At 74.0% G+C, this 21,372-nt stretch carries 17 protein-coding genes; 5 read left to right on the forward strand and 12 right to left on the reverse strand.

All coding sequences use genetic code 11. The features are described from left to right. Nucleotides 1-27: 27 nt before the first annotated feature. The 5 genes from ACL02U_RS14765 to ACL02U_RS14785 all read right to left on the reverse strand — a co-directional run bounded on the left by ACL02U_RS14765 (nt 28) and on the right by ACL02U_RS14785 (nt 6,654). Nucleotides 28-867 (reverse strand): SDR family oxidoreductase, encoded by an 840-nt coding sequence (locus tag ACL02U_RS14765; protein ID WP_412791260.1) that lies wholly within the window; start codon nt 865-867, stop codon nt 28-30. 162 nt (nt 868-1,029) lie between these two features. Beyond that, entirely contained in the window at nt 1,030-2,619 is a 1,590-nt protein-coding gene (locus ACL02U_RS14770) for a GMC oxidoreductase (RefSeq protein ID WP_412791261.1), read from the reverse strand. Nucleotides 2,620-2,788: 169 nt separating this feature from the next. Beyond that, nucleotides 2,789-3,739: a cyclase family protein gene (locus ACL02U_RS14775; protein ID WP_412791262.1), complete on the reverse strand. Its 951-nt coding sequence runs from the start codon at nt 3,737-3,739 to the stop codon at nt 2,789-2,791. Between the two features lie 443 nt (nt 3,740-4,182). Continuing rightward, on the reverse strand, nt 4,183-5,598 hold the full coding sequence (locus ACL02U_RS14780) for an NAD(P)/FAD-dependent oxidoreductase (protein WP_412791263.1): 1,416 nt from the start codon (nt 5,596-5,598) through the stop codon (nt 4,183-4,185). Between the two features lie 162 nt (nt 5,599-5,760). Then, nucleotides 5,761-6,654, reverse strand: coding sequence for a TIGR01777 family oxidoreductase (locus ACL02U_RS14785; protein ID WP_412791264.1), 894 nt, complete (start codon nt 6,652-6,654; stop codon nt 5,761-5,763). Between the two features lie 69 nt (nt 6,655-6,723). Between ACL02U_RS14785 and ACL02U_RS14790 the strand changes: the two genes are divergently transcribed. Further along, the gene (locus ACL02U_RS14790; RefSeq protein ID WP_412791265.1) at nt 6,724-7,212 is read left to right on the forward strand and encodes an N-acetyltransferase family protein; all 489 of its coding nucleotides are present in this window, start codon (nt 6,724-6,726) and stop codon (nt 7,210-7,212) included. Between the two features lie 80 nt (nt 7,213-7,292). Next, a complete protein-coding gene (locus ACL02U_RS14795) occupies nt 7,293-8,105 on the forward strand; it encodes a peptidoglycan recognition protein (RefSeq protein WP_412791266.1) in 813 nt (270 codons plus the stop codon). Nucleotides 8,106-8,654: 549 nt separating this feature from the next. Here ACL02U_RS14795 and ACL02U_RS14800 read toward each other — a convergent pair. The 6 genes from ACL02U_RS14800 to ACL02U_RS14825 form a co-directional block, all read right to left on the reverse strand. Further along, the gene (locus ACL02U_RS14800) at nt 8,655-9,176 is read right to left on the reverse strand and encodes a DUF4240 domain-containing protein (RefSeq protein WP_412791332.1); all 522 of its coding nucleotides are present in this window, start codon (nt 9,174-9,176) and stop codon (nt 8,655-8,657) included. Between the two features lie 241 nt (nt 9,177-9,417). Next, entirely contained in the window at nt 9,418-12,120 is a 2,703-nt protein-coding gene (aceE, locus tag ACL02U_RS14805) for a pyruvate dehydrogenase (acetyl-transferring), homodimeric type (RefSeq protein WP_412791267.1), read from the reverse strand. Nucleotides 12,121-12,407: 287 nt separating this feature from the next. Continuing rightward, a complete protein-coding gene (locus tag ACL02U_RS14810) occupies nt 12,408-13,037 on the reverse strand; it encodes a GntR family transcriptional regulator (protein ID WP_412791268.1) in 630 nt (209 codons plus the stop codon). Between the two features lie 329 nt (nt 13,038-13,366). After that, nucleotides 13,367-15,124 carry a 2-oxoglutarate dehydrogenase, E2 component, dihydrolipoamide succinyltransferase gene (gene sucB / locus ACL02U_RS14815; RefSeq protein ID WP_412791269.1) on the reverse strand — a complete coding sequence of 586 codons (1,758 nt, stop codon included), beginning with the start codon at nt 15,122-15,124 and terminating at the stop codon, nt 13,367-13,369. 66 nt (nt 15,125-15,190) lie between these two features. Further along, the gene (lpdA, locus tag ACL02U_RS14820) at nt 15,191-16,579 is read right to left on the reverse strand and encodes a dihydrolipoyl dehydrogenase (protein WP_412791270.1); all 1,389 of its coding nucleotides are present in this window, start codon (nt 16,577-16,579) and stop codon (nt 15,191-15,193) included. A 329-nt stretch (nt 16,580-16,908) separates the two neighbouring features. Further along, a complete protein-coding gene (locus ACL02U_RS14825) occupies nt 16,909-18,459 on the reverse strand; it encodes a leucyl aminopeptidase (protein WP_412791271.1) in 1,551 nt (516 codons plus the stop codon). A 387-nt stretch (nt 18,460-18,846) separates the two neighbouring features. Here ACL02U_RS14825 and ACL02U_RS14830 point away from each other — a divergent pair, with 387 nt between their 5' ends. After that, nucleotides 18,847-19,665, forward strand: a complete 819-nt coding sequence (locus ACL02U_RS14830) for an endo alpha-1,4 polygalactosaminidase (RefSeq protein ID WP_412791272.1) — start codon at nt 18,847-18,849, stop codon at nt 19,663-19,665. Here the strand turns inward: ACL02U_RS14830 and ACL02U_RS14835 are convergent. Then, nucleotides 19,613-20,230, reverse strand: coding sequence for an RDD family protein (locus ACL02U_RS14835; RefSeq protein WP_412791273.1), 618 nt, complete (start codon nt 20,228-20,230; stop codon nt 19,613-19,615). The two genes, ACL02U_RS14830 and ACL02U_RS14835, sit on opposite strands and share 53 nt — an antisense overlap. Nucleotides 20,231-20,357: 127 nt before the next feature. On the opposite strand from ACL02U_RS14835, the gene ACL02U_RS14840 reads away from it, so the two are divergent. After that, nucleotides 20,358-20,933, forward strand: a complete 576-nt coding sequence (locus ACL02U_RS14840) for a TetR/AcrR family transcriptional regulator (RefSeq protein ID WP_412791274.1) — start codon at nt 20,358-20,360, stop codon at nt 20,931-20,933. Between the two features lie 16 nt (nt 20,934-20,949). After that, complete coding sequence (locus ACL02U_RS14845; RefSeq protein WP_412791275.1) at nt 20,950-21,360, forward strand: cupin domain-containing protein; 411 nt, start codon at nt 20,950-20,952, stop codon at nt 21,358-21,360. Nucleotides 21,361-21,372: the final 12 nt, after the last annotated feature.

Consider the following 21,372-nt stretch of genomic DNA (forward strand, 5'->3'; position numbering starts at 1 on the left):
TCCGGGGGCCGACGCCGGCCGGGGTGGTCAGCCGCCGGTGGAGAAGCCGGGGAAGAGCGTCATGCCGCCGTCCACGTACAGGGTGGATCCCACGACGTAGTCCATCAGGTCGGAAGCGAGGCCCACGGCCGCGTAGGCGACGTCCTCCGGGTCGCCGACGCGGCCGTAGGGGATCAGCCGCAGCAGGTCCCGCTCCGCCTCGGGGGTCTCCCAGGCGGAGCGGTTGATCGGGGTCCTCACCGCTCCCGGGGCGATCGCGTTCACGCGGATCCTCTTCGGTGCGAGTTCCTGGGCGAGGGTGGCCATCATCATCTGCACGCCGCCCTTGGAGGAGGCGTAGTTGACGTGGCCGGACCACGGAATGATCTGGTGCACCGAACTCATACAGATGATCTTCCCGGCCGCGCGCGACACCTCGGGGACGACACCGCGCCGCAGGAACTCCTTCGTCGCCTCGCGGGCGCAGAGGAACTGCCCGGTGAGGTTGACGTCCAGGACCTTCTGCCACTGGGCGAGGGTCATGTCGGTGACCGCCGCGTCGCGCTGCAGTCCGGCGTTGGCGACCAGGATGTCGATCGTCCCGAACTCCCGGACCATCCGGTCCGTCATGGCGACGACCTGCTCCTCGTCCGACACGTCCGCCCGGTGGGCCTCGGCCCGCACCCCGAGGGCGGTGATCTCCTCGACCACCTTCTCGGCTTCCTCGCGTCCCGTCACGTAGTTCACCAGGACATCGGCCCCGGCCCGGCCCAGGGCCACGGCCGTCGCCCGGCCGATCCCCGAGTTCGCGCCGGTGACCAGTGCCTTCTGACCCTGCAGCAGATGTGCGGGGATGATCTCCCGCGGTGCGCCCTCGGTGGAACTCACGATGCCCTGGTCCTCCACTACGTGCCCGACGGCCGGGCCGCGGCCCGGAGGGTTCAGCCGCCAGACAAACACCGCGGAGCGGTGCCGGCATCCCGGCACGGAGCGTGTTGCGCTGCCCGGCCGAGGCGCTTCACCCGGCTGGAAGGGAGACGGGACGCGGGGTCAGCCCAGCCGCTCCAGCAGGTGGTCCCCCACACGGAGGGCGTTGGCCATGGCCGTCAGGGACGGGTTGACCGCGCCGATGCTCGGGAAGAAGCTCGTGTCGACGACGTAGAGGTTGTCCAGGTCGTGGGCCTTGCAGTGGACGTCGAGCGCCGAGGACGCCGGGTCCGTGCCGAAGCGCACGGTGCCGGCCTGGTGGGCGGTCGCACCGATCGGCATGCCCTTGTGCAGGTAGATGCTGCGGGACAGCAGATGGTGCTCGTGCATACCGAGATGGCCGAGCAGGTGCTGCAGCCTGTGCCGCAGGCGCTGCAGGCCGGCGGTGTTGTTCCGCTCGTCGAGCGTCAGCCGGATCCGGCCGTCGTCCTCCAGCGTCACCCGGTTGTCCGCGCGCGGCAGGTCCTCCCCGCAGAGCCAGAAGTCCACGGCGTGCCGGGCCAGGACCTCGAAGGGCATGTCCGGTGTCACCGTTCCCGCCCAGCGCGGTGCCTGGGCGCGGATCTGCTCGGCGTCCGACTTGCCGAGCATCTGGATGCCGCCGAGCGGGTACTCCCAGTCGTCCGCGCCGAGGTACCAGTCGTGCAGGGCGAGCGTCTTCTGGAACCGGGTGTCGTTGGGCTCCTTCGAGACGGCCATCAGGGCGAGGTTGTTGTGGCGCATGTAGTGGCGGCCCACCACGCCCGAACTGTTCGCCAGCCCGTGCGGATGGCGGTCGTCCGCCGAGGCGAGCAGCAGCGCCGCGGAGTTGACGGCGCCGCAGGCCACCACCACGATGTCCGCCGCGAAGCGGGCCTCCTGCCCTCCGGGGAGCCGGGCCGCGACCGTGCTGACGCTGCGTCCGGCGGGGTCGGTCTCGAGCCGGGTCACCCGGGCGCCGGTGATCATCTCCACGTTGGGGTGCCGGAGCGCCGGATCCACGCAGATCACCTGGGCGTCGGACTTGGCGCGGACCGGGCAGGGGAAGCCGTCGACCCGGTCGCAGCGGATGCAGACGCTGCTGTGGGTGGCCCGGCCGCGGTCGTCCTGGGTGAGGTCGACGCCGATCGGCAGATGGAAGGGGTGCAGGCCGCGCCTCTCCAGGTCGTCGCTCAACTGCTGGATCCGCGGTTCGTGTTCGACCGGCGGAAAGGCGTACTGCGCGCTGCTCGGCCCTTCCCAGGGATCCTCGCCGTGCCGGCCGTGCACCCGGTAGAGATGCTCCGCCCGGGTGTAGTACGGCTCCAGGTCCCGGTAGTCGATGGGCCAGGCGGGGGAGACGCCGTCGTGGTGGCGGAGTTCGCCGAAGTCCTCCGGCCGCAGCCGGAACAGTGCCGCGCCGAAGAACTTGGTGTTGCCGCCGACGTAGTAGTTCACCTCGGGCGGGAACTCCCGGCCGTCCCGGTCGAGCCAGAACTCGGGGGCGCGGTACTTGGCCCTGACGAACACGGCGGTGGAGTCCCAGTTGTCGCGCTCCCGGGGCAGGTAGTCGCCGCGTTCGAGGATCAGCACCCGTTTCCCGGAGGGGGCGAGGCGGTGGGCGAGGGTACCGCCGCCGGCGCCGGTACCGATGACGATGACGTCATAGGAGGGCAGGGTGTCCACGGCGACCACTGTCCTTGCTCGTGCGGTGCGCTGACGTTGCCGACATGCCTCCTTCGAACGTACGCGTCCTCCGGCCACGCGGCACGCGGAGCGGGCCGGGCGACGGCGTGGGCCGGGCGTGGGCGTGGGCCGGGCGTGGGCGTGGTTCGGGCGGAGGTGCGGTCCGGTGGCGGTGCGTTCAGAGGACGGCGATCGGATTCACCGGAGAGCCGGTCGCCGCCGGCAGCCGCAGCGGGGCGACCACGCACAGGAAGCGCCAGCGGTCCTGCTGCTCGCAGACCGTGACCAGTTCCTCGAAGTCGAGATAGTCCAGCAGGTGCAGTCCCATCGCGTTGACGGCCAGCGCGTGCACGGGAAACGCGACCTCGGGCACCGCGCTGGGCGCGGTGTCGCTGTTCCCGTCCGAGCCCAGCGCGGCCACCCGCCGCTCGGCCGGGAAACGCATCGCCGCGGGGTGCAGTCCCGCCCTCGCCCGTGCCGCGTCCCACGCCCCGAGCGTCCTGCGTCGCAGCCGATGCCCCACCCGCACGAACAGCAGGTCTCCGGCACCGACCGTCGTCCGCTGCGCGGACTCGGCCGCGGCGAGGTCCTCGGCGGTCACCTGGTCGCCGGGTTCGAGCCACGGAACCCCGCGCAGGCGCGGGATGTCCAGGAGCACCCCGCGGCCGACGATGCCGTCGCGGACCAGGTCCAGCGTCAGCGCGCCCGCGCCGTCCGGCGTCACGGTGCTCGCCGGGACGCCCCCGTACAGGGTGCCGTCGAACATCACGTGGCACAGCGCGTCGAGGTGGCTGTCGGCGTCGCCGTGCACGTTCATGGCGAACCGGTCACGGGCGAACGCCAGACCGCGTCCGCCGGTCTCCGGGGCCGTCGGTGCCGTCATCCGGTGGGACGCGGGCTCCGGGTCGTCCGGCCCCGGCCGGGTCTCTATCGGCGCGGCCAGCGAGACGGTGCGCCCGGACCGGACCTCGGCCGCGGCCGCCACCACCGTTTCGGGCGTCAGCCGGGCCAGCGCCCCGCGCCGAGGGCCGCCGCCGTCCGCGGCCCGGTCCCGCAGCCGGCGGTACAGGTCCCGGAAGGCCGCTTCGGACAGGGGCTGCGGCGGTGCCGGTCGCGGGTTCCGGGTCATCGGCGACTCCTGCTCGTCCACCTCGGACGGGGCGCGCGGGCCGGCGGCGCGCGTCCCGTCCGAGGTGGACGGGCCGACCGTGCCACGGCACCATCCCTGGGCACCGGGCCGTGACCGTGCGCCGGCGGCGCCGGTCCCCGGGCGCGTCCCGTCCGGTCATTGCACCACTGGGCGCACGGCGGCGCACGTCCGTTCGTTCCCGGCGGGGCCGGGGTGCGGACCGGGGAACCGCTCGCCGGCTCTTCGCTCGCCGGCTCCCCGGTCGCGGCTTTCCGACCCGGGCTTCCCGGTCCTGCCTCGCCGGTCTCGGCCTCCCGGCCCCCAGGTCCGGCCCGGGCCCAGCCCCGCAGGCCCGCAGCCGCGCAGGCCCGCAGCCCTGCAGCCCCGCAGGCCTACGACCTCCGACTCCGGGCCCGCTCGTCCCGGCCGTGCCTTCGGCGCGGTCAGGCAGCGCTCGGCAGCGTCGGCGCGCGGTCCGCCGTGCGCGTCGCCCCCGTCGCGCCCAGGTCGGCCAGGACGGCCGCGGCGGCCCGGTGCCCGGAGTGCAGCGCCCCCTGCACGGTGCTGGTGTCGCGGTGGTCGCCGCACACGTACAGGCCGGCCAGCAGCCGCACCGGCCGCCGCAGGTCGTGCGGCGCCGACATGGCGGGCACCGCCTCGGCGGTGTGGTGCACGGCGAGGGTCTCCCAGCGCGCGGTGGAGGTCCCGTAGAGGCGCTCCAGGTGCATCCGGACGGCGGTGTCCACGCCCTCGGGCGGGGTGCCCAGGACCGTGGACGAGATCAGGGCGCGGCCCGCGGGCGCGCGGCTCGGGTCCACCGCGCTGACCAGGGCCGTGTGCGCGACCGGGCCGCCGCGGTCGGCGTCCAGGAGCAGCGCGGCACCGGTCGCGGGCGGCTCGTCGGTGGTGTGGTGCACCACCGTCACCGGGTGGAAGCCGGGCACGCGCAGGCCCGGGAGCAGTTCGGCGGCGCTGCGCGCGTCCGTGGCCACCAGCACCGCGCGGCAGCGGAACACACCGTGCTCGGCGGTGGTGACGGAGGTCGTCGCCACCGAGGTGGCGCGTACGCCGGTGTGCAGGCTGCCCGGCGGCAGGGCCCGCGCGAGCAGCTCCGGCACCGCCTCCGCGCCGCCCTCCGGCAGGCACAACCGGCCCGCGGCGAAGGCACGCAGGGCGAGGTCCGCGCACCGGCTGGACGTGGTCAGCTCCGGATCGCACAGCAGGGCGGCGAGCAGCGGGCGCAGGAACCCGTCGACGGTCCGGGCGGGCAGCCCGCGGACGGCCAGCGCCCGGCCGGCCGGAGCCTCGGGGCGGGACAGCAGCCGCGCGACCGGGACGTTCGCCAGCCTGGCGAGCGCCTGCTGGAGGCGGGCCTGGTCCACCGCGGTGCCCAGCGGGGCGCCGGTGCGGGCGCGGGGCGGGGCGCCGCCGGTGCGCGGCCTCGGCAGTACGCCCCGCGGCACCCTGGCGGGCGACGCCGAACGGGGGGCGCTCGCCAGGGCGCGCACGACGTGGAGTGCGCCCCTTGTGCTCCGTACGCCGCCGGCGCCCGCCGGGATGCCCGCCCGGTGCAGGCGCCCGTCGCCGTGCAGCAGGACCCCGGGTGCGAAAGGACGCAGCGCCAGCGCGTCCAACCCCGGTGTGCGGCGCAGTTCCGGATACGCCGTGGACAGCAACTGCCCGATGCGGTCCAGCCGGAAGCCGTCGACCTTCTCGGTGGCCATCCGGCCGCCCGCGCACGGGGCGGCCTCCAGTACCGCGGTCGTCACTCCTGCGCTGGTCAGCCGAAGCGCCGCCGAGAGGCCGGCGATGCCGGCCCCCACCACGACGACGTCTGCCTGGTACGCGGGCTCAAGCACGTGCCCCTCCTCGAGGTTGTGCGGCCGGTGGAGACGTCATGCCCCCAACAGGCTTGCCGGATACCCGAGTTCGGCTTGAGGTTAGGGCCGTGATCGGCCGGGTGCAGTCGCGCACGGACAGGGCACGGTCGCACGGCGGTCGCATGTGCTCGCGCCCGGCCGTCAGGCGGCCCGGATCGCGTCCTCGATCCCCGGGAAGGCGAAGCGGAAACCGGACTCCAGCAGCCTCTTCGGTACCACCCGTGCGCTGCCCAGCACCTCGCTCGCCATCTCTCCGAGCACCGCTCGCAGCACCGGCGCCGGCACCGCGGCGAGCGTCGGCCGGTGCAGCACCCGGCCCATCGCCGCCGTGATCTCACCGTTCGTCAGCGGCTGAGGGGCGGTCAGGTTGAACGGGCCGGACAGGTCCGACCGTTCGAGGAGATGCCGCAGCGCGGCGACCTCGTCGTGCAGCGCGATGTACGACCAGTACTGGCGCCCGTCACCCAGCCTGCCTCCGAGACCGGCCCGGAACAGCGGGAACAGCCGCCCCCAGGCGCCGCCGCGGCGGGACACCACCAGACCGGTGCGCGCGTACACCGTGCGCACGCCGGCCTCCCGCGCGGGAGCCGCGGCCTGCTCCCACTCCACGCACACCCCGGGCAGGAAGCCCTCGCCGGGCGGTGACGCCTCGTCCACCGGGCGGTCACCGGTCTCCCCGTAGAAGCCGATCGCACTGCCGTTCAGGAAGACCCGCGGCGGCTGCCGGAGGGAGGCGACGGCCGTCGCCAGCGTCCGGGTGCCCAGCACCCGGCTGCGCCGGATCCGCCGCTTGTGCTCCTCGCTCCAGCGCCGGTCGGCGATCGGCGCCCCGGCGAGGTTGACCACGGCGTCGCACTTCTCCAGCCCCGCCGCGTCGACGGACCCTCGCTCCGGATCCCAGCGGACCTCGGTCGCGTCCCGGGGCGCACGCCGCACCAGGCGGACCACCTCGTGCCCCTCCGCGGTCAGTGACGCGGCCAGGGAGGAGCCGATGAGTCCGGAAGCGCCCGACACCACGATTCTCGACTGCTGCATGATCCCATCCTGTCAGTGGCGGGGAGGGACGCCGGTGGACGCACCGGAGCCCGACCGTACTGTGTTCCCATGCCCGACACGTCCATACGCACCGCCCGCCCCGACGACGAGGAGCCGCTCGCCCGGCTGGACCGCGCCGTCTGGTCGTACCAGCACGCCGTGACGCCGGCCCCGCGCCCGCAGGAGCCCTTCTTCCGCGAGGGCGCCGGTCCCGGCGCCCACCTCGTCGCCGAACTCGGCGGCCGCCTCGTCGGCTACGTGCGTCTCGGCTTCCCCACCTCCCTCGCCTCCAACTCCCACGTGCGGCAGATCCGCGGCCTCGCCGTCGCGGACGAGGCCCGCGGCCGCGGTGTCGGCCGGGCCCTGGTGCGGGCCGCCGTCGACCAGGCCCGCGACGGCGGCTTCCGCCGGATCACCCTGCGCGTACTGGGCCACAACGCCGCCGCCCGCGCGCTGTACGAGTCGGAGGGCTTCGTCGTCGAGGGAGTGCAGCCGGGGGAGTTCCGCCTGGAGGGCGCCTACGTCGACGACGTGCTGATGGGGCGGTCGCTGCTCTGACGGTCCGGGACGGCCCACGATGTCCCCCGAACGGCGTAACGAGTGTCGCGGGGCGGGCGGATCCGCCGGACCGTTGAGCCATGCGTGCCTTCCGAAGAGCGCCGGGGGCGCGAAGTCGGCGTCCCGCACGGATATCCGGGGCAGCCCGCCTCTGGCTCGGCTGTCTGCCCGCCCTCGCGGCCCTCGCGGCCCTGCTGCTGTGCGCCACCGGAGTCGACCGCATCGCGGCCGCCCGGCTCGCCCGTCCGGTGGCCGCCCGCCCCGCCGTCCCCCGCCACACCGCGCCCCGACCGGACATCGTGCCGCGATCCGACTGGCTCGACGACACCGTACGGCGGTCCCAGCCGCCGCCGCGCTACGACGACGAGGTCGTCGCCGTCGTCGTCCACCACACCGACACGCCGAACGGCTACGACTGCGCCGACACCCCCCGCATCATCCGGTCCGTGTACGCCGGGCAGACCGGAGCCCGCGACTGGGACGACATCGGGTACAACTTCCTGGTCGACCGCTGCGGCACCGTCTACGAGGGCCGGGCGGGCGGCGTCGCACGTCCGGTCACCGGCGCCCACACCCAGGGCTTCAACCACCGCACCGTCGGCATCGCGGCCATCGGCACCTACACCGCCGGAGTGCCCGTGCCGCGGGCGATGACCGACGCCATCGCCGCGATCGCCGCCTGGAAACTCGGCCTCGCGGACATCGACCCGCGCGGCTCGGTCCGCCTGACCTCCAGCAACAGCCACAGCCGCTACGCGTCCGGCACCACCGTCACCCTGCCCGCACTCTCCGGTCACGACGACGAGTACATGACCCGCTGTCCCGGCGCCGCCCTGGCGGCCCGGCTGCCGCAGATCCGGCAGGAGGCCGCCCGGCTCCAGGGCCGCGGGTGAGCCGCCGAGGGCCGGCCGGCCGCCGCGGGCGGGCCGGGGACACCCCGGCCCGCCGCAGTCCGGCCCCGCGTCCCCGCCCGGGCTCCCGCGACCCCGCCCGCCCCCCCGCACGAAGGAGTGCGAGGGCGGGACCGGACTTGCGGCGGGCGCACGCCAGAGGGCGCGGCGGACGAGGCCGGCGGCCCGGGGACCTGGGGGGATGCGCCGGCCGCAAGCCCCCCACCGGGCCTGTCCGTCGGAGCGGCAGGGGAAGGGGAAGGGGCGGGCGCGGAAGGGACGCGAGGAGGGGAAGGAACGCGAGGAGGGGATGGGGCGCGGGGCGCGAGGAGGGGATGAGGCGCGGGGCGCGAGGAGGGGATGAGGCGCGGGGCGCGAGGAGGGGATGGGGCGCGGGGCGCGAGGAGGGGATGGGGCGCGGGGCGCGAGGAGGGGATGGGGCGCGGGGCGCGAGGAGGGGATGGGGCGCGGGGCGCGAGGAGGGGATGAGGCGCGGGGCGCGAGGAGGGGATGGGGCGCGGGGAGCGGACGGGACGGGGGGAGGGGCGCCTGCTATTCCCTGAAGCGGTCCCAGAGCTGCGGGTACCGGCTCGCGAGCAGCCGCTCGTCCTCCAGGTCCAGCGGGGTGCCCTCGGGCTCGGCGGGCGCGGGCGCGATCGCCAGATCGGGCGCGACGGACCCGGTGAGCTGCTCGTACGCCTCGTCGGCGGCGTAGCCCAGTTCCTCGCCGTCGCCGTCGACCTCCTCGTCGAAGTCGTCGTCGAGCAGGTCCGCCAGCGCGTCCGGGTCGTGCAGGGCGCCCTCGAAGACCTCCCGGCCCTGGCCGATCAGCCAGCACCGGAAGAAGTCGAAGGCGTCGTCGCTGCACCCGTCCAGCAGCACCCAGGCGGCGCCCCACAGGTCCCAGCGGTAGGCGCGGTTGTAGCGGGACTCGAAGTGCCGGGCGAAGTCGATCACCGATTCGGGGTCCAGCCGGACCAGCCGTGCCACGAGGAGGTCCGCCTGCTCCTCCGGGTCGCCCTCGGCGGCCTCCCTGGTGGTGTCCACCAGTTCCCAGAACTCCGTCTCGTCCATCACGGCTCCAGCATCGTGCCTCCCGGAAGGACGCGCACGCGGAGTGCGGCGGACCGGGAGACCGCGCGGACGTGCCGGCCCGCCGGCCGGCCGACGCGCCGGGCGCCTCCCGCGCGGACCGACCGCGAGGACCGACTGCGCCACCGTGCGCGGAAAGCCCGCCGCCGGGACGCGGGACACCCGCCGACACGCCGGAGGGCTCCCGCGCCGCGACGCGGGAGCCCTCCGGCATGACCGGCCCTCAGAGGCCGTACTTCTCCCGTGCCTCCTTGACCGCGGTGGCCTTCACCTCGCCGCGGCGCGCGAGCTGGGCGAGGGCCGCGACGACGATCGACTCGGCGTCGACGCCGAAGTGGCGGCGGGCGGCCTCACGGGTGTCCGACAGGCCGAAGCCGTCGGCGCCCAGCGAGGAGTAGTCCTGCTCGACCCACTGCGCGATCTGGTCCGGAACCTGGCGCATGTAGTCGGACACCGCGAGCACCGGGCCCTCGGCCCCGTGCAGCGCCTGGCGGACGTACGGCGTGCGCTCCTCGCCGCGCAGCAGGGCCGCGTCGGCCTCCATCGCGTCGCGGCGCAGCTCGCCCCAGGACGTCGCCGACCACACGTCGGCCGCCACGCCCCACTCCTCGGCGAGCAGCCGCTGCGCGCGCAGCGCCCAGTGGATCGCGGTGCCCGAGCCCAGCAGCTGGATGCGGGGGGCGTTCGCCGCCGGGGACAGGCCCGCCGACTCCGCGGTGTTGAAGCGGTACAGGCCCTTGACGATGCCCTCGTCCACGCCTGACGCGGACGGCTTCGCCGGCTGCGGCAGCGGCTCGTTGTAGACGGTGAGGTAGTAGAAGACGTTCTGGTCCTCGCCCGGCTGCGCCTCCCCGTACATGCGGCGCAGGCCCTCGCGCACGATGACCGCGACCTCGTAGGCGAACGCCGGGTCGTAGGTCAGCGCCGCCGGGTTGGTCGCCGCGAGGGCGGGGGAGTGGCCGTCGGCGTGCTGCAGGCCCTCACCGGTCAGCGTGGTGCGCCCGGCGGTCGCGCCGACCAGGAAACCGCGGCCGAGCTGGTCGCCGAGCTGCCACATCTGGTCGGCGGTGCGCTGCCAGCCGAACATCGAGTAGAAGATGTAGAACGGGATCATCGTCTCGCCGTGCGTCGCGTACGACGTCGAGGCGGCGATGAAGTCGGCCATGGAGCCGGCCTCGGTGATCCCCTCGTTGAGGATCTGCCCGTTGCGGGCCTCCTTGTAGTACATCAGCTGGTCGCGGTCGACCGGCTCGTACGTCTGGCCCTTGGGCGAGTAGATGCCCAGCGACGGGAACAGGCTCTCCATGCCGAAGGTGCGCGCCTCGTCGGGGACGATCGGCACCCAGCGCCGGCCCGACTCCTTGTCGCGGACCAGGTCCTTGACCAGGCGGACGAACGCCATGGTGGTGGCGACGTTCTGCGAGCCGGAGCCCTTGTCGAAGGCGGCGAACGCCTTCGCGGCCGGGGCGGGCAGCGGGGCCACCGGGTGCACGCGGCGGGCCGGGGCCGGGCCGCCGAGGGCGGCGCGGCGCTCCTGGAGGTAGCGGACCTCGGGCGAGTCGGCGCCCGGGTGGCCGTAGGGGACCGTCCCGTCGGCGAAGTCGGCGTCCCGGATGGGCAGGCCCAGCAGGTCCCGCATGGTCTTGAACTCGTCCACCGTCAGTTTCTTCATCTGGTGGTTGGCGTTCTTCGACGCGAAGCCGTCGCCGAGGGTGTGGCCCTTGACCGTCTGCGCCAGGATCACCGTCGGCGCGCCCTTGTGCTCCACGGCGGCCTTGTACGCGGCGTAGACCTTGCGCGGCTCGTGGCCGCCGCGGGAGAAGTGGAAGCAGTCGAGGATCTTGTCGTCGCCCAGCAGCTTCGCCATCTCGACCAGCGCCGGGTCGGTCCCGAAGAAGTCCTCGCGGATGTAGGCGGCGCCGCGGGTCTGGTACGTCTGGATCTGCGCGTCCGGTACCTCGCGCAGGCGGCGCAGCAGCGCGCCGGTGGTGTCGAGCCGGAACAGCTCGTCCCAGGCGGTACCCCACAGCGTCTTGACGACGTTCCAGCCGGCGCCGCGGAACTGGGCCTCCAGCTCCTGCACGATCTTGAAGTTGGCCCGGACCGGGCCGTCCAGGCGCTGGAGGTTGCAGTTGATGACGAAGGTGAGGTTGTCCAGCTCCTCACGCGCGGCCAGCGCCAGTGCCGCGGTCGACTCCGGCTCGTCCATCTCGCCGTCGCCGAGGAACGCCCACACGTGCGAGGACGAGACGTCCTTGATGCCGCGGTTGGTGAGGTAGCGGTTGAAGCGCGCCTGGTAGATCGCGGACAGCGGGCCCAGGCCCATCGACACCGTCGGGAACTCCCACAGCCAGGGCAGGCGCCGCGGGTGCGGGTAGGACGGCAGGCCGTTGCCGCCGGCCTCCCGGCGGAAGTTGTCCAGGTGCTCCTCGGTCAGCCGGCCGTCGAGGAAGGCGCGGGCGTAGATCCCGGGGGAGGCGTGGCCCTGGATGTAGAGCTGGTCGCCCGACCCGTCGCCCTCCTTGCCCTGGAAGAAGTGGTTGAAGCCGGTCTCGTAGAGCCAGGCCGCGGAGGCGAAGGTGGCGATGTGGCCGCCCACGCCGTACTTGCTGCCGCGGGTCACCATGGCGGCCGCGTTCCAGCGGTTCCACGCGGTGATCCGGGCCTCCATCTCCGGGTCGCCGGGCACCGCGGGCTCGGCGGCGGTCGGGATGGTGTTGACGTAGTCCGTCTCGAGGAGCTTCGGCAGCGCGATGCCGGCGCCCTCCGCGCGCTCCAGCGTGCGGCGCATCAGGTATGCGGCACGGTGCGGCCCGGCGGCCTCGGCGACGGCGTCCAGCGAGGCCCGCCATTCGGCGGTCTCCTCCGGGTCGCGGTCCGGGAGCTGGTCGAGCTCGCTCGGCTGGATGGCGTTGGGGTCGGTCATGTCGCCGCCTTCCTCAGTCGAAGGGGGTTCCCTCATCGGCAAGGGTTCGGGGGTGCCCTCGGTCTTGTGGCAGGACAGGGCAGCGGACCCCGGTGCGGTGTCGAGGTGCGACCCCGTCGCAGGTCCGTCGGTGACTGTAACCCCTTGATCGATGATCGATCAAAGGGTTGAGGGGGAAAACCTCTTGATCACGAGAAAGTAGGCACGGGGTGTCATCACCCAAGGCACCCGGTGACGCGTTTTCGAATGGTTTTCGCAGGTCGGAGCACGGATGAGCGAACCGCCGCTCAGGACTCGTGGCGCGGGGCGCAGCCCAGCACATGGGCCTTCACGAGCTCCGCGATCCGCGGGTCCCGGCGCCGGAAGGCGGCCACCAGCTCCTCGTGCTCCTCCGCGTACGACTGCTGCACGGTGCCCAGCCACCGGATGGACAGCGCGGTGAACACCTCGATGCCCAGGCCCTCCCAGGTGTGCAGCAGCACCGAGTTGCCGGCCGCGCGGACCAGCTCCCGGTGGAACGCCACCGTGTGCCGGACCTGCGCGGTGCCGTCCGCGAGTCGGTCAGCCTCGTACAGCGCGGCCACGTGCGGCTCCAGCACCGAGCAGTCCACCGCCAGCCTGTCGGCCGCCAGCTCCGCCGCGATCGCCTCCAGACCGGCCCGGACCGGGTAGCTCTCCTCCAGGTCGGCCGCGGTCAGGCTGCGCACCCGCACGCCCTTGTTGGGCGCCGACTCGATCAGCCGCAGCGACTCCAGCTCGCGCAGCGCCTCCCGCACCGGGGTCTGGCTGACCTCCAGCTCGGTGGCGATACGGCGCTCCACGATCCGCTCGCCCGGCTGCCAGCGCCCGCTGATGATCCCCTCCAGGATGTGCTCGCGGATCTGCTCGCGGAGCGAGTGGACGACGGGCGCGGTCATGAGGGCTCCTTAGGGAAGGGCTCAGAATCCAGTGGTGCGGGGCCCGGAGGACCGCCCCGCGGGGCGGCGGTCGGGCGGCGGGCGGGACCCCGGAGGGCGTCTGACGCTCTAGACAATAAGGCCGCGAGCCGTCCCGGAGGGGGTGCACGGGGACGCTTTCACGCAGGTGAGACGAGACTTACACGCGCACCGGCGCGGCCCGCGGCGCCGAGGCCGCCGCATCGCGGGGGCCGGGCAGCGGGACGCCCCCGCCCGGAGTGTTCCGGGCGGGGGCGCCAGTGACCGCTGAGGGGCGTGCGATCCGTGGTGCGGCGCACCGCACCGGCGGATCAGAGGCCGAGCTCGACCTCGAACTCGCCCGCCTCCAGGATCTCCTTGACCGCCGACAGGTAGCGGGCGGCGTCCGCGCCGTCCACCAGGCGGTGGTCGTAGGACAGGGTCAGGTACGTCATGTCGCGCACGCCGATGACCGTCCCCTCCTCCGTCTCGATGACGGCCGGGCGCTTGACCGTGGCACCGATGCCGAGGATCGCGACCTGGCCCGGAGGCACGATGATCGTGTCGAACAGCGCGCCGCGCGAGCCGGTGTTGCTGATGGTGAAGGTCGCGCCGGACAGCTCGTCCGGAGTGATCTTGTTCGCGCGGACCTTGCCCGCCAGGTCGGCCGTGGCCTTCGCGATACCGGCGATGTTGAGGTCGCCGGCGTTCTTGATGACCGGGGTCATCAGGCCCTTCTCGGAGTCCACCGCGATACCGATGTTCTCGGCGTCGAAGTAGGTGATGGTCCCCTCGGCCTCGTTGATCCTGGCGTTGACGACCGGGTGGGCCTTCAGCGCCTGCGCGGCCGCCTTGACGAAGAACGGCATCGGGGACAGCTTGACGCCCTCGCGGGCCGCGAAGGAGTCCTTGGCCCGGCCGCGCAGCTTCATCAGGCGCGTGACGTCGACCTCGACCACCGAGGACAGCTGCGCCTGCTCGTGCAGCGCCTTGACCATGTTGTCGCCGATGACCTTGCGGATGCGGGTCATCTTGACGGTCTGGCCGCGCAGCGGGGAGACCTCCAGCGCGGGCGCCTTCCTCGCGGCCGCGGGCGCGGCCGCCGCCGGGGCGGGAGCCTTCGCGGCCTCGGCGGCCGCGAGGACGTCCTGCTTGCGGATACGGCCGCCGACGCCGGTGCCCTTGACGGCCGCCAGGTCGACGCCGTTCTCGGCGGCGAGCTTGCGCACCAGCGGGGTGACGTAGGCGCCCTCGTCGGTCGGCGCGGCGGCGGCCGGAGCCGGCGCGGCGGGGGCCGCGGGCCGGGTCGGCGCGGCGGGTGCCGGAGCCGGGGCGGCGGGCTGCGCCGGAGCGGCCGGCTGGGCCGGGGCCGGAGCCTGGGCGGCCGGCGCGGGGGCCGGGGCGGCGGGCTGTGCCGGGGCGGCCGGCGCGGGGGCCGGGGCGGCCGGCTGCGCGGGGGCGGCCGGGGCGGCACCCGCGGCGCCGATGACGGCCAGCTTGGCGCCGACCTCGGCCGTCTCGTCCTCGGCGACGACGATCTCCAGCAGCACGCCGGAGGCGGGCGCCGGGATCTCGGTGTCGACCTTGTCGGTGGAGACCTCGAGCAGCGGCTCGTCGGCGTCCACGGAGTCGCCGACCGCCTTCAGCCAGCGGGTGACGGTGCCCTCGGTGACGGACTCGCCGAGCGCGGGCAGGACCACGTCCGTGCCCTCGGCACCGCCGCCGGCCTGCGCGGAAGGCGCCGGAGCCGGCGCGGCCGGCTCGGGGGACTCCTGGGCCGCCGGGGCCGGAGCGGGGGCCGGCGGCGCGGCCTCCTCGGCGGCCGGTGCGGGGGCCGCGGCCGGGGCGCCGGAGCCGTCGTCGATGACGGCGAGCTCGGCACCGACCTCGACCGTCTCGTCCTCGGCGACCTTGATGGAGGCCAGCACGCCGGAGGCGGGGGAGGGGATCTCGGTGTCGACCTTGTCGGTGGAGACCTCGAGCAGCGGCTCGTCGGCCTCGACGCGCTCGCCCTCGGCCTTCAGCCAGCGGGTGACAGTGCCCTCGGTGACGCTCTCGCCGAGCGCCGGAAGGGATACGGAAACCGCCATGGTTTCGGTTGCTCCTTACGAGTTGCGGAAGTCTGGGTCGTCGCTACGACGTGTGGCGACCGAGGGTCAGTCGTGCGCGTGCAGCGGCTTGCCGGCCAGCGCCAGATGAGCCTCGCCGAGCGCCTCGTTCTGCGTCGGGTGGGCGTGGACGAGCTGGGCGACCTCGGCCGGCAGCGCCTCCCAGTTGTAGATCAGCTGGGCCTCGCCGACCTGCTCGCCCATCCGGTCGCCGACCATGTGGACGCCGACCACGGCACCGTCCTTGACCTGGACGAGCTTGATCTCGCCCGCGGTCTTCAGGATCTTGCTCTTGCCGTTGCCCGCGAGGTTGTACTTCAGGGCGACGACCTTGTCCGCACCGTAGATCTCCTTGGCCCTGGCCTCGGTGAGACCCACGGAGGCGACCTCCGGGTGGCAGTACGTCACCCGCGGCACGCCGTCGTAGTCGATCGGGACGGTCTTCAGACCGGCCAGCCGCTCCGCCACCAGGATGCCCTCGGCGAAGCCGACGTGCGCGAGCTGGAGGGTGGGAACCAGGTCGCCGACCGCGGAGACGGTCGGGACGTTGGTCCGCATGTACTCGTCGACCACGACGTGGCCGCGCTCCATGGCGATCCCGGCCTCCTCGTAGCCCAGACCGGCGGAGACCGGTCCGCGGCCGACGGCCACCAGCAGCACCTCGGCCTCGAACTGCTTGCCGTCCGCGAGGGTGACCCTGACCCCGTCCTGGGTGTACTCGGCCTTCTGGAAGAAGGTGCCCAGGTTGAACTTGATGCCGCGCTTGCGGAAGGCCCGCTCCAGCAGCTTCGAGCTGTTCTCGTCCTCGACCGGCACGAGGTGCTTCATGCCCTCGATGATCGTGACGTCCGAGCCGAAGGACTTCCACGCCGAGGCGAACTCGGCGCCGATGACGCCGCCGCCCAGGACGATCGCGGACTTCGGCACGCGGTCCAGCACGAGGGCGTGGTCGGAGGAGATGATGCGGTTGCCGTCGATCTCCAGACCCGGCAGCGACTTCGGCACGGAACCGGTCGCCAGGAGGATGTGGCGGCCCTGGATCCGCTGCCCGTTCACATCGACGGAGGTGGGCGAGGACAGCCGCCCCTCACCCTCCACGTACGTCACCTTGCGGGAGGCGACGAGTCCCTGCAGCCCCTTGTACAGGCCGGAGACGACGTCGTCCTTGTACTTGTGGACGGCGGGTACGTCGATGCCCTCGAAGGTCGTCTTGACGCCGAACTGCTCGCTCTCGCGCGCCTGGTCGGCGATCTCGCCCGCGTGCAGCAGGGCCTTGGTGGGGATGCAACCCCGGTGCAGGCAGGTGCCGCCGACCTTGTCCTTCTCGATCAGGGCGACGTCCAGTCCCAGCTGCGCCCCGCGCAGGGCCGCGGCGTAACCACCGCTGCCACCACCGAGGATCACTAGGTCGAAAACGGTGCTGGCGTCGTTCGCCACGTCACGTCCTCCATGCATGTGCGCCGTGCGCCGGTCGTCGGCGACCGGTCGGCGGCGGGTGTCCGGCCGCTCGTTCTTCGGCCCTTGGGTGGGGCCCTGTCCTGCCGTGCCCCATCTTCGCACTTGTCGCCGCCCGAGGAGACGCGGGGCCGGGGTGTGAGACGTCCCACTTCCCCGGTGGCGCGGTACGGGCCCCGCTCCCGGCCGCGGGACCGCACCGGTGCGCGGCCCGCTCGGGGAGCGGGGCGAACGACGCCCGCCCGGGCCGCCGCGCCGTACGGCAAGGCGGCCCGGGCGGGCGGTCCGGCCCCTGCCGGGGCCGTCCGACCTCAGCCGAGGTCGCCGGAGGCCGCCAGCTCGGCGACCCGCACCAGCGTCCGCACGGCCGAACCGGTACCGCCCTTCGGCGTGTACCCGAACGGACCGCTCTCGTTGAAGGCGGGCCCCGCGATGTCCAGGTGCGCCCAGGTGATGCCCTCGCCGACGAACTCCCGCAGGAACAGGCCGGCGACCAGGCCGCCGCCCATCCGCTCACCCATGTTCGCGATGTCCGCGACCGGGGAGTCCATGCCCTTGCGCAGGTGCTCCGGCAGCGGCATCGGCCAGGCCGGCTCGCCGACCTCCTCGGCGGCCTCGTGCAGCGCGGTACGGAACGCCTCGTCGTTGGCCATCACGCCGAACGTCCGGTTGCCCAGCGCCAGCACCATCGCACCGGTCAGCGTGGCCACGTCGATGATCGCGTCCGGCTTCTCCCCGGACGCCGCCCACAGCGCGTCGGCCAGCACCAGCCGCCCCTCGGCGTCCGTGTTGAGGACCTCGACGGTCTTGCCGCTGTACATCCGCAGCACGTCGCCCGGGCGGACGGCCGAACCCGACGGCATGTTCTCCGCCAGCGCCAGCCAACCGGTCACGTTGACCTTCAGGCCGAGGCGCGCGGCCGCGACCACGGCGGCGAAGACCGCCGCCGCGCCGCTCATGTCGCACTTCATGGTCTCGTTGTGGCCGGCCGGCTTCAGCGAGATGCCGCCCGAGTCGTAGGTGATGCCCTTGCCGACCAGCGCGAGGTGCTTCTCCGCCTTGGGGTGCGTGTACGACAGCTTCACCAGGCGCGGCGCGGCGGCCGAGCCGCCGCCGACGCCGAGGATGCCGCCGTAGCCGCCCTTGGTCAGCGCCTTCTCGTCGAGCACCTGCACCTTCAGGCCGTGCTCCTTGGCCGCGGTCTGCGCGAGCGCGGCGAAGGCCTCCGGGTAGAGGTCGTTCGCGGGGGTGTTGACCAGGTCGCGGGCCCGGTTCAGCTCCTCGGCCACGGCGGTGGCGCGCGCCAGGGCAGCCTTGTGCGCGGCGTCGCGCGGCTTGGCTCCGAGCAGGGCGGCCTCGGCGAGCGGGGCCTTGCCGTTCTTCGCCTTCGCGCCCTTCTTGGCCTGGGCGCCGTTCGCCTTGTAGGTGTCGAAGGCGTACGCGCCCAGCAGCACGCCCTCGGCGATCGCGCCGGTGTCGGCGGGGTCGGCCAGCGGCAGCGCGAAGGCGGCCTTCCCGGAGCCCGCCAGGGCGCGGGCGGCCGCGCCGGCGGCCCGGCGCAGCGCCTCGCCCTCGTACGGGGCGCCGTCCTCGGGCTCGGCGCCCAGGCCCACCGCCACCACGAGCGGGGCCTTGAAGCCGGCCGGTGCCGGCAGCTTCGTCACCTCGCTCTCGGCACCGGTGGCCCCGAGGGTCTCCAGGACGCCGGCGAGCCGGCCGTCGTAGGCCTGGTCCACGGCCTCTGCGCCCGGGGCGACGACCAGGTCGTCCGACTCGAACGCGGCGCCCTTGGCCACGCCGATCACGATCGCGTCGGCCCGCAGACCGGGCGCCGCGGAGGTGCTGAGAGTGAGAGCAGTCACGGTGGTGATATCTCGCTTCCGATGTGGAGTTTCTGTGGCCGAACGGTGTGGGTCGGCCGGGCCCGACGGCCGACAGTAGATCCGGCTCGCGGGAGCGGTCCGACCGGGGTCCCCACCGACGCGGCGAAGCGGTGAGGACACCCGGCACGAGACTACGCGCGTATGAGCGTTCGCTCATTACTGCGGGCGTCCACCTGTCGGCGGCGTCGTGACCGTTTCCCGATCCTCGCACCCGAGAAGCCGCGCCACGCCCATCGGGTCCCGGTGCGCCGCGCGCGGCGCCCGGCCGGTCGCCCCCGCGAGGTCCCCGTCGTACCCGGCCGGCCGGGTACGACGGGGACGCGGGATCATGGCGGGCACACCAGCGCACATCCAGGAGGCCGCCCGGTGAGACGCTCCCTGCCCGTCCTGACCGCCCTGCTCCTGGCCCTCGCGGGCTGCGCCCCGGCGCCCGGCGGCACCCGCCCCGACGGCGCCGCCGTCCGGCACGGTGCGACGGCGGGCGGCGGGCGCTGGCAGCCGCGCCCCGGCACCCCCTGGCAGTGGCAGCTCAGCGGGCGGCTCGACACCTCCGTCGACGTGCCCGTCTACGACATCGACGGCTTCGACCGGTCAGCGGCGACCGTCGCCGCCCTGCACCGCGCGGGCCGCCGGGTCGTCTGCTACGTCTCGACGGGCGCCTGGGAGGACTGGCGGCCGGACGCGGACTCCTTCCCGGCCTCGGTCCTCGGCGCGGGCAACGGCTGGCCGGGCGAGCGGTGGCTCGACATCCGCCGCACCGGCGTGCTGGAACCGCTGATGGCCGCCCGCCTCGACATGTGCCGGGCCAAGGGCTTCGACGCGGTCGAGCCCGACAACATGGACGGCTACCGCAACCGCACCGGTTTCCCGCTGACGGCCGGCGACCAGCTCCGCTACAACCGGCTGGTCGCCCGCCTCGCCCACGACCGCGGCATGGCGGTCGGCCTGAAGAACGACCTCGACCAGATCCCGGACCTGGTCGGCGACTTCGACTTCGCGGTGAACGAGAGCTGCGCGCGGTACGGCGAGTGCGCCGCGCTCACCCCCTTCGTCGAGTCCGGCAAGGCGGTCTTCCACGTGGAGTACGACCTGCCCACCGAGCGCTTCTGCGCCGAGGCGCGCAGGCTGCGGCTCAGCTCGATGCGGAAGCACCGCGAGCTGGGGGCGTGGCGCCGGCCCTGCTGAAGCCCAGCGCCTCCACCGCCGTCCCGGCGAGCCGGTCGGCGAGCGAGCGGCGGCTCGGGGAGAGCACCGGCAGCGCGTTGCACAGGAAGACGGCCACCGCGAGCGCCCAGACCAGCACCGACAGCACGAACTGGCCCTTGATCAGCAGGACGCAGGCCAGCGCGTACACGGCGACGTCGGAGGCCGTGGTGACGGCGGCGCGCAGCGCAGCCCTCCGCTTCGCCCTCGGGGCGACCTTCAGACCGAGCACCCCCTTGCCGACGGTGCGCCCGACGAGGGCCAGGCAGACCCACTGGTAGAGGAAGGTGCCGAGCACCAGCAGCCCGAAGGCCTGCTCGACGTCCAGCACGGCCTCGTCCCACAGCGAGAGGCCGAGCCGTCCCGAGGCGTCCAGCACGTCGCCCCGCGAGGTCAGCAGGTCGAGCCCGCTGCGCGTGGCCAGGCCGGGCACGTCGGTGACGAGCAGGGATATCCGGTGGAAGGTGAGCACGGCGAGCACCGAGGCCGCCGCGACCACCAGCGCGAAGTCGATGAACCAGGCCGCGGCACGGCGCAGCTTGGGCATGTGGGTCCCCCGATCACCAGCATGGTTGTCCGTGTACGGCCGATGAGGCTACCCGACGGCCCTGCCCGCGCCTGCGGCGGCCGGGGCGGGGATGCATTCTGTACCTACTAGTATGTACAGTGCTCGCATGAGCACCGAGGAACGCCTCATCGAAAGCGCTCGCGCACTGCTGTGGGAGCGCGGCTACACCGGTACCAGCCCGAAGGCCATCCAGCAGCGGGCGGGAGCCGGGCAGGGCAGCATGTACCACCACTTCTCCGGCAAGCCCGACCTGGCGCTCGCCGCGATCCGCCGCACCGCGGAGGAGATGCGGGCCGAGGCGGAGGAGCAGTTCTCCGCCCCGGGCACCGCCGTGGACCGCATCGGCGCGTACCTGCGCCGGGAGCGGGACGTCCTCAGGGGCTGCCCCATCGGGCGTCTCACCCAGGACCCCGACGTCATGGCCGACCCGGTGCTGCGGGCTCCGGTCGACGAGACCCTGGCCTGGCTGCGCGGGCGCCTCGCCGAGGTCCTCGAAGAGGGGTGCGAGCGCGGCGAGCTGGTGGGCGCGCCGGACCCGCGGGCGGTCGCCGCGACCATCGTCGCGACCCTGCAGGGCGGCTACGTCCTGGCCCGCGCCGCCGACTCCGTGCAGCCGTTCGAACAGGCCGTCGCCGGGTTGCTGGACTTCCTGGCCGCCCGTGTCCCCACCGACCACGAGTAGAGAGGGCAGGCCCGCCATGCGTGTCTCCCGCACACCGCGGCCCACCGCCGCCGCGCCACCGGAATGGGTGGCCGGCGCGGCCTGGGTCGACGAGATCGCCGCACCCGAGGGGGCGTCGCACCTCCGCGTCGACAGCGTGCACTTCGCGCCCGGCGCCCGCACCGCCTGGCACAGCCATCCCCTCGGCCAGGTCCTCCACGTCACCGCGGGTACGGGCCTCGTCCAGTGCCTCGGTGGCGAGGTGCACACCATCCGCACGGGCGACAGCGTGCGCGTCGCACCCGGCGAGTGGCACTGGCACGGAGCGTCTCCCACCGCCTCCATGACGCATCTGGCCGTCCAGGAGGTCGCCGAGGACGGCACCGAGGCCGAACGCGGCAGCCATGTCACCGAAGCCGAGTACCCGGCCCGCCCGGCCGCCCGCTGACCGCCACCGACG

Source organism: Streptomyces sp. MS06, from assembly GCF_047200655.1.
Lineage (GTDB): Bacteria > Actinomycetota > Actinomycetes > Streptomycetales > Streptomycetaceae > Streptomyces.

What these genes read in the sequence shown, in the direction of transcription:
- ACL02U_RS14845 (WP_412791275.1), top strand. Translation starts at nt 20,950, where the DNA reads ATGCGTGTCTCCCGCACACCGCGGCCCACCGCCGCCGCGCCACCGGAA.
- ACL02U_RS14840 (WP_412791274.1), top strand. Translation starts at nt 20,358, where the DNA reads ATGAGCACCGAGGAACGCCTCATCGAAAGCGCTCGCGCACTGCTGTGG.
- ACL02U_RS14800 (WP_412791332.1), bottom strand. Translation starts at nt 9,176, where the DNA reads ATGGACGAGACGGAGTTCTGGGAACTGGTGGACACCACCAGGGAGGCC.
- aceE (WP_412791267.1), bottom strand. Translation starts at nt 12,120, where the DNA reads ATGACCGACCCCAACGCCATCCAGCCGAGCGAGCTCGACCAGCTCCCG.
- sucB (WP_412791269.1), bottom strand. Translation starts at nt 15,124, where the DNA reads ATGGCGGTTTCCGTATCCCTTCCGGCGCTCGGCGAGAGCGTCACCGAG.
- ACL02U_RS14775 (WP_412791262.1), bottom strand. Translation starts at nt 3,739, where the DNA reads ATGACCCGGAACCCGCGACCGGCACCGCCGCAGCCCCTGTCCGAAGCG.
- ACL02U_RS14810 (WP_412791268.1), bottom strand. Translation starts at nt 13,037, where the DNA reads ATGACCGCGCCCGTCGTCCACTCGCTCCGCGAGCAGATCCGCGAGCAC.
- ACL02U_RS14795 (WP_412791266.1), top strand. Translation starts at nt 7,293, where the DNA reads ATGCGTGCCTTCCGAAGAGCGCCGGGGGCGCGAAGTCGGCGTCCCGCA.
- ACL02U_RS14835 (WP_412791273.1), bottom strand. Translation starts at nt 20,230, where the DNA reads ATGCCCAAGCTGCGCCGTGCCGCGGCCTGGTTCATCGACTTCGCGCTG.
- ACL02U_RS14785 (WP_412791264.1), bottom strand. Translation starts at nt 6,654, where the DNA reads ATGCAGCAGTCGAGAATCGTGGTGTCGGGCGCTTCCGGACTCATCGGC.
- ACL02U_RS14790 (WP_412791265.1), top strand. Translation starts at nt 6,724, where the DNA reads ATGCCCGACACGTCCATACGCACCGCCCGCCCCGACGACGAGGAGCCG.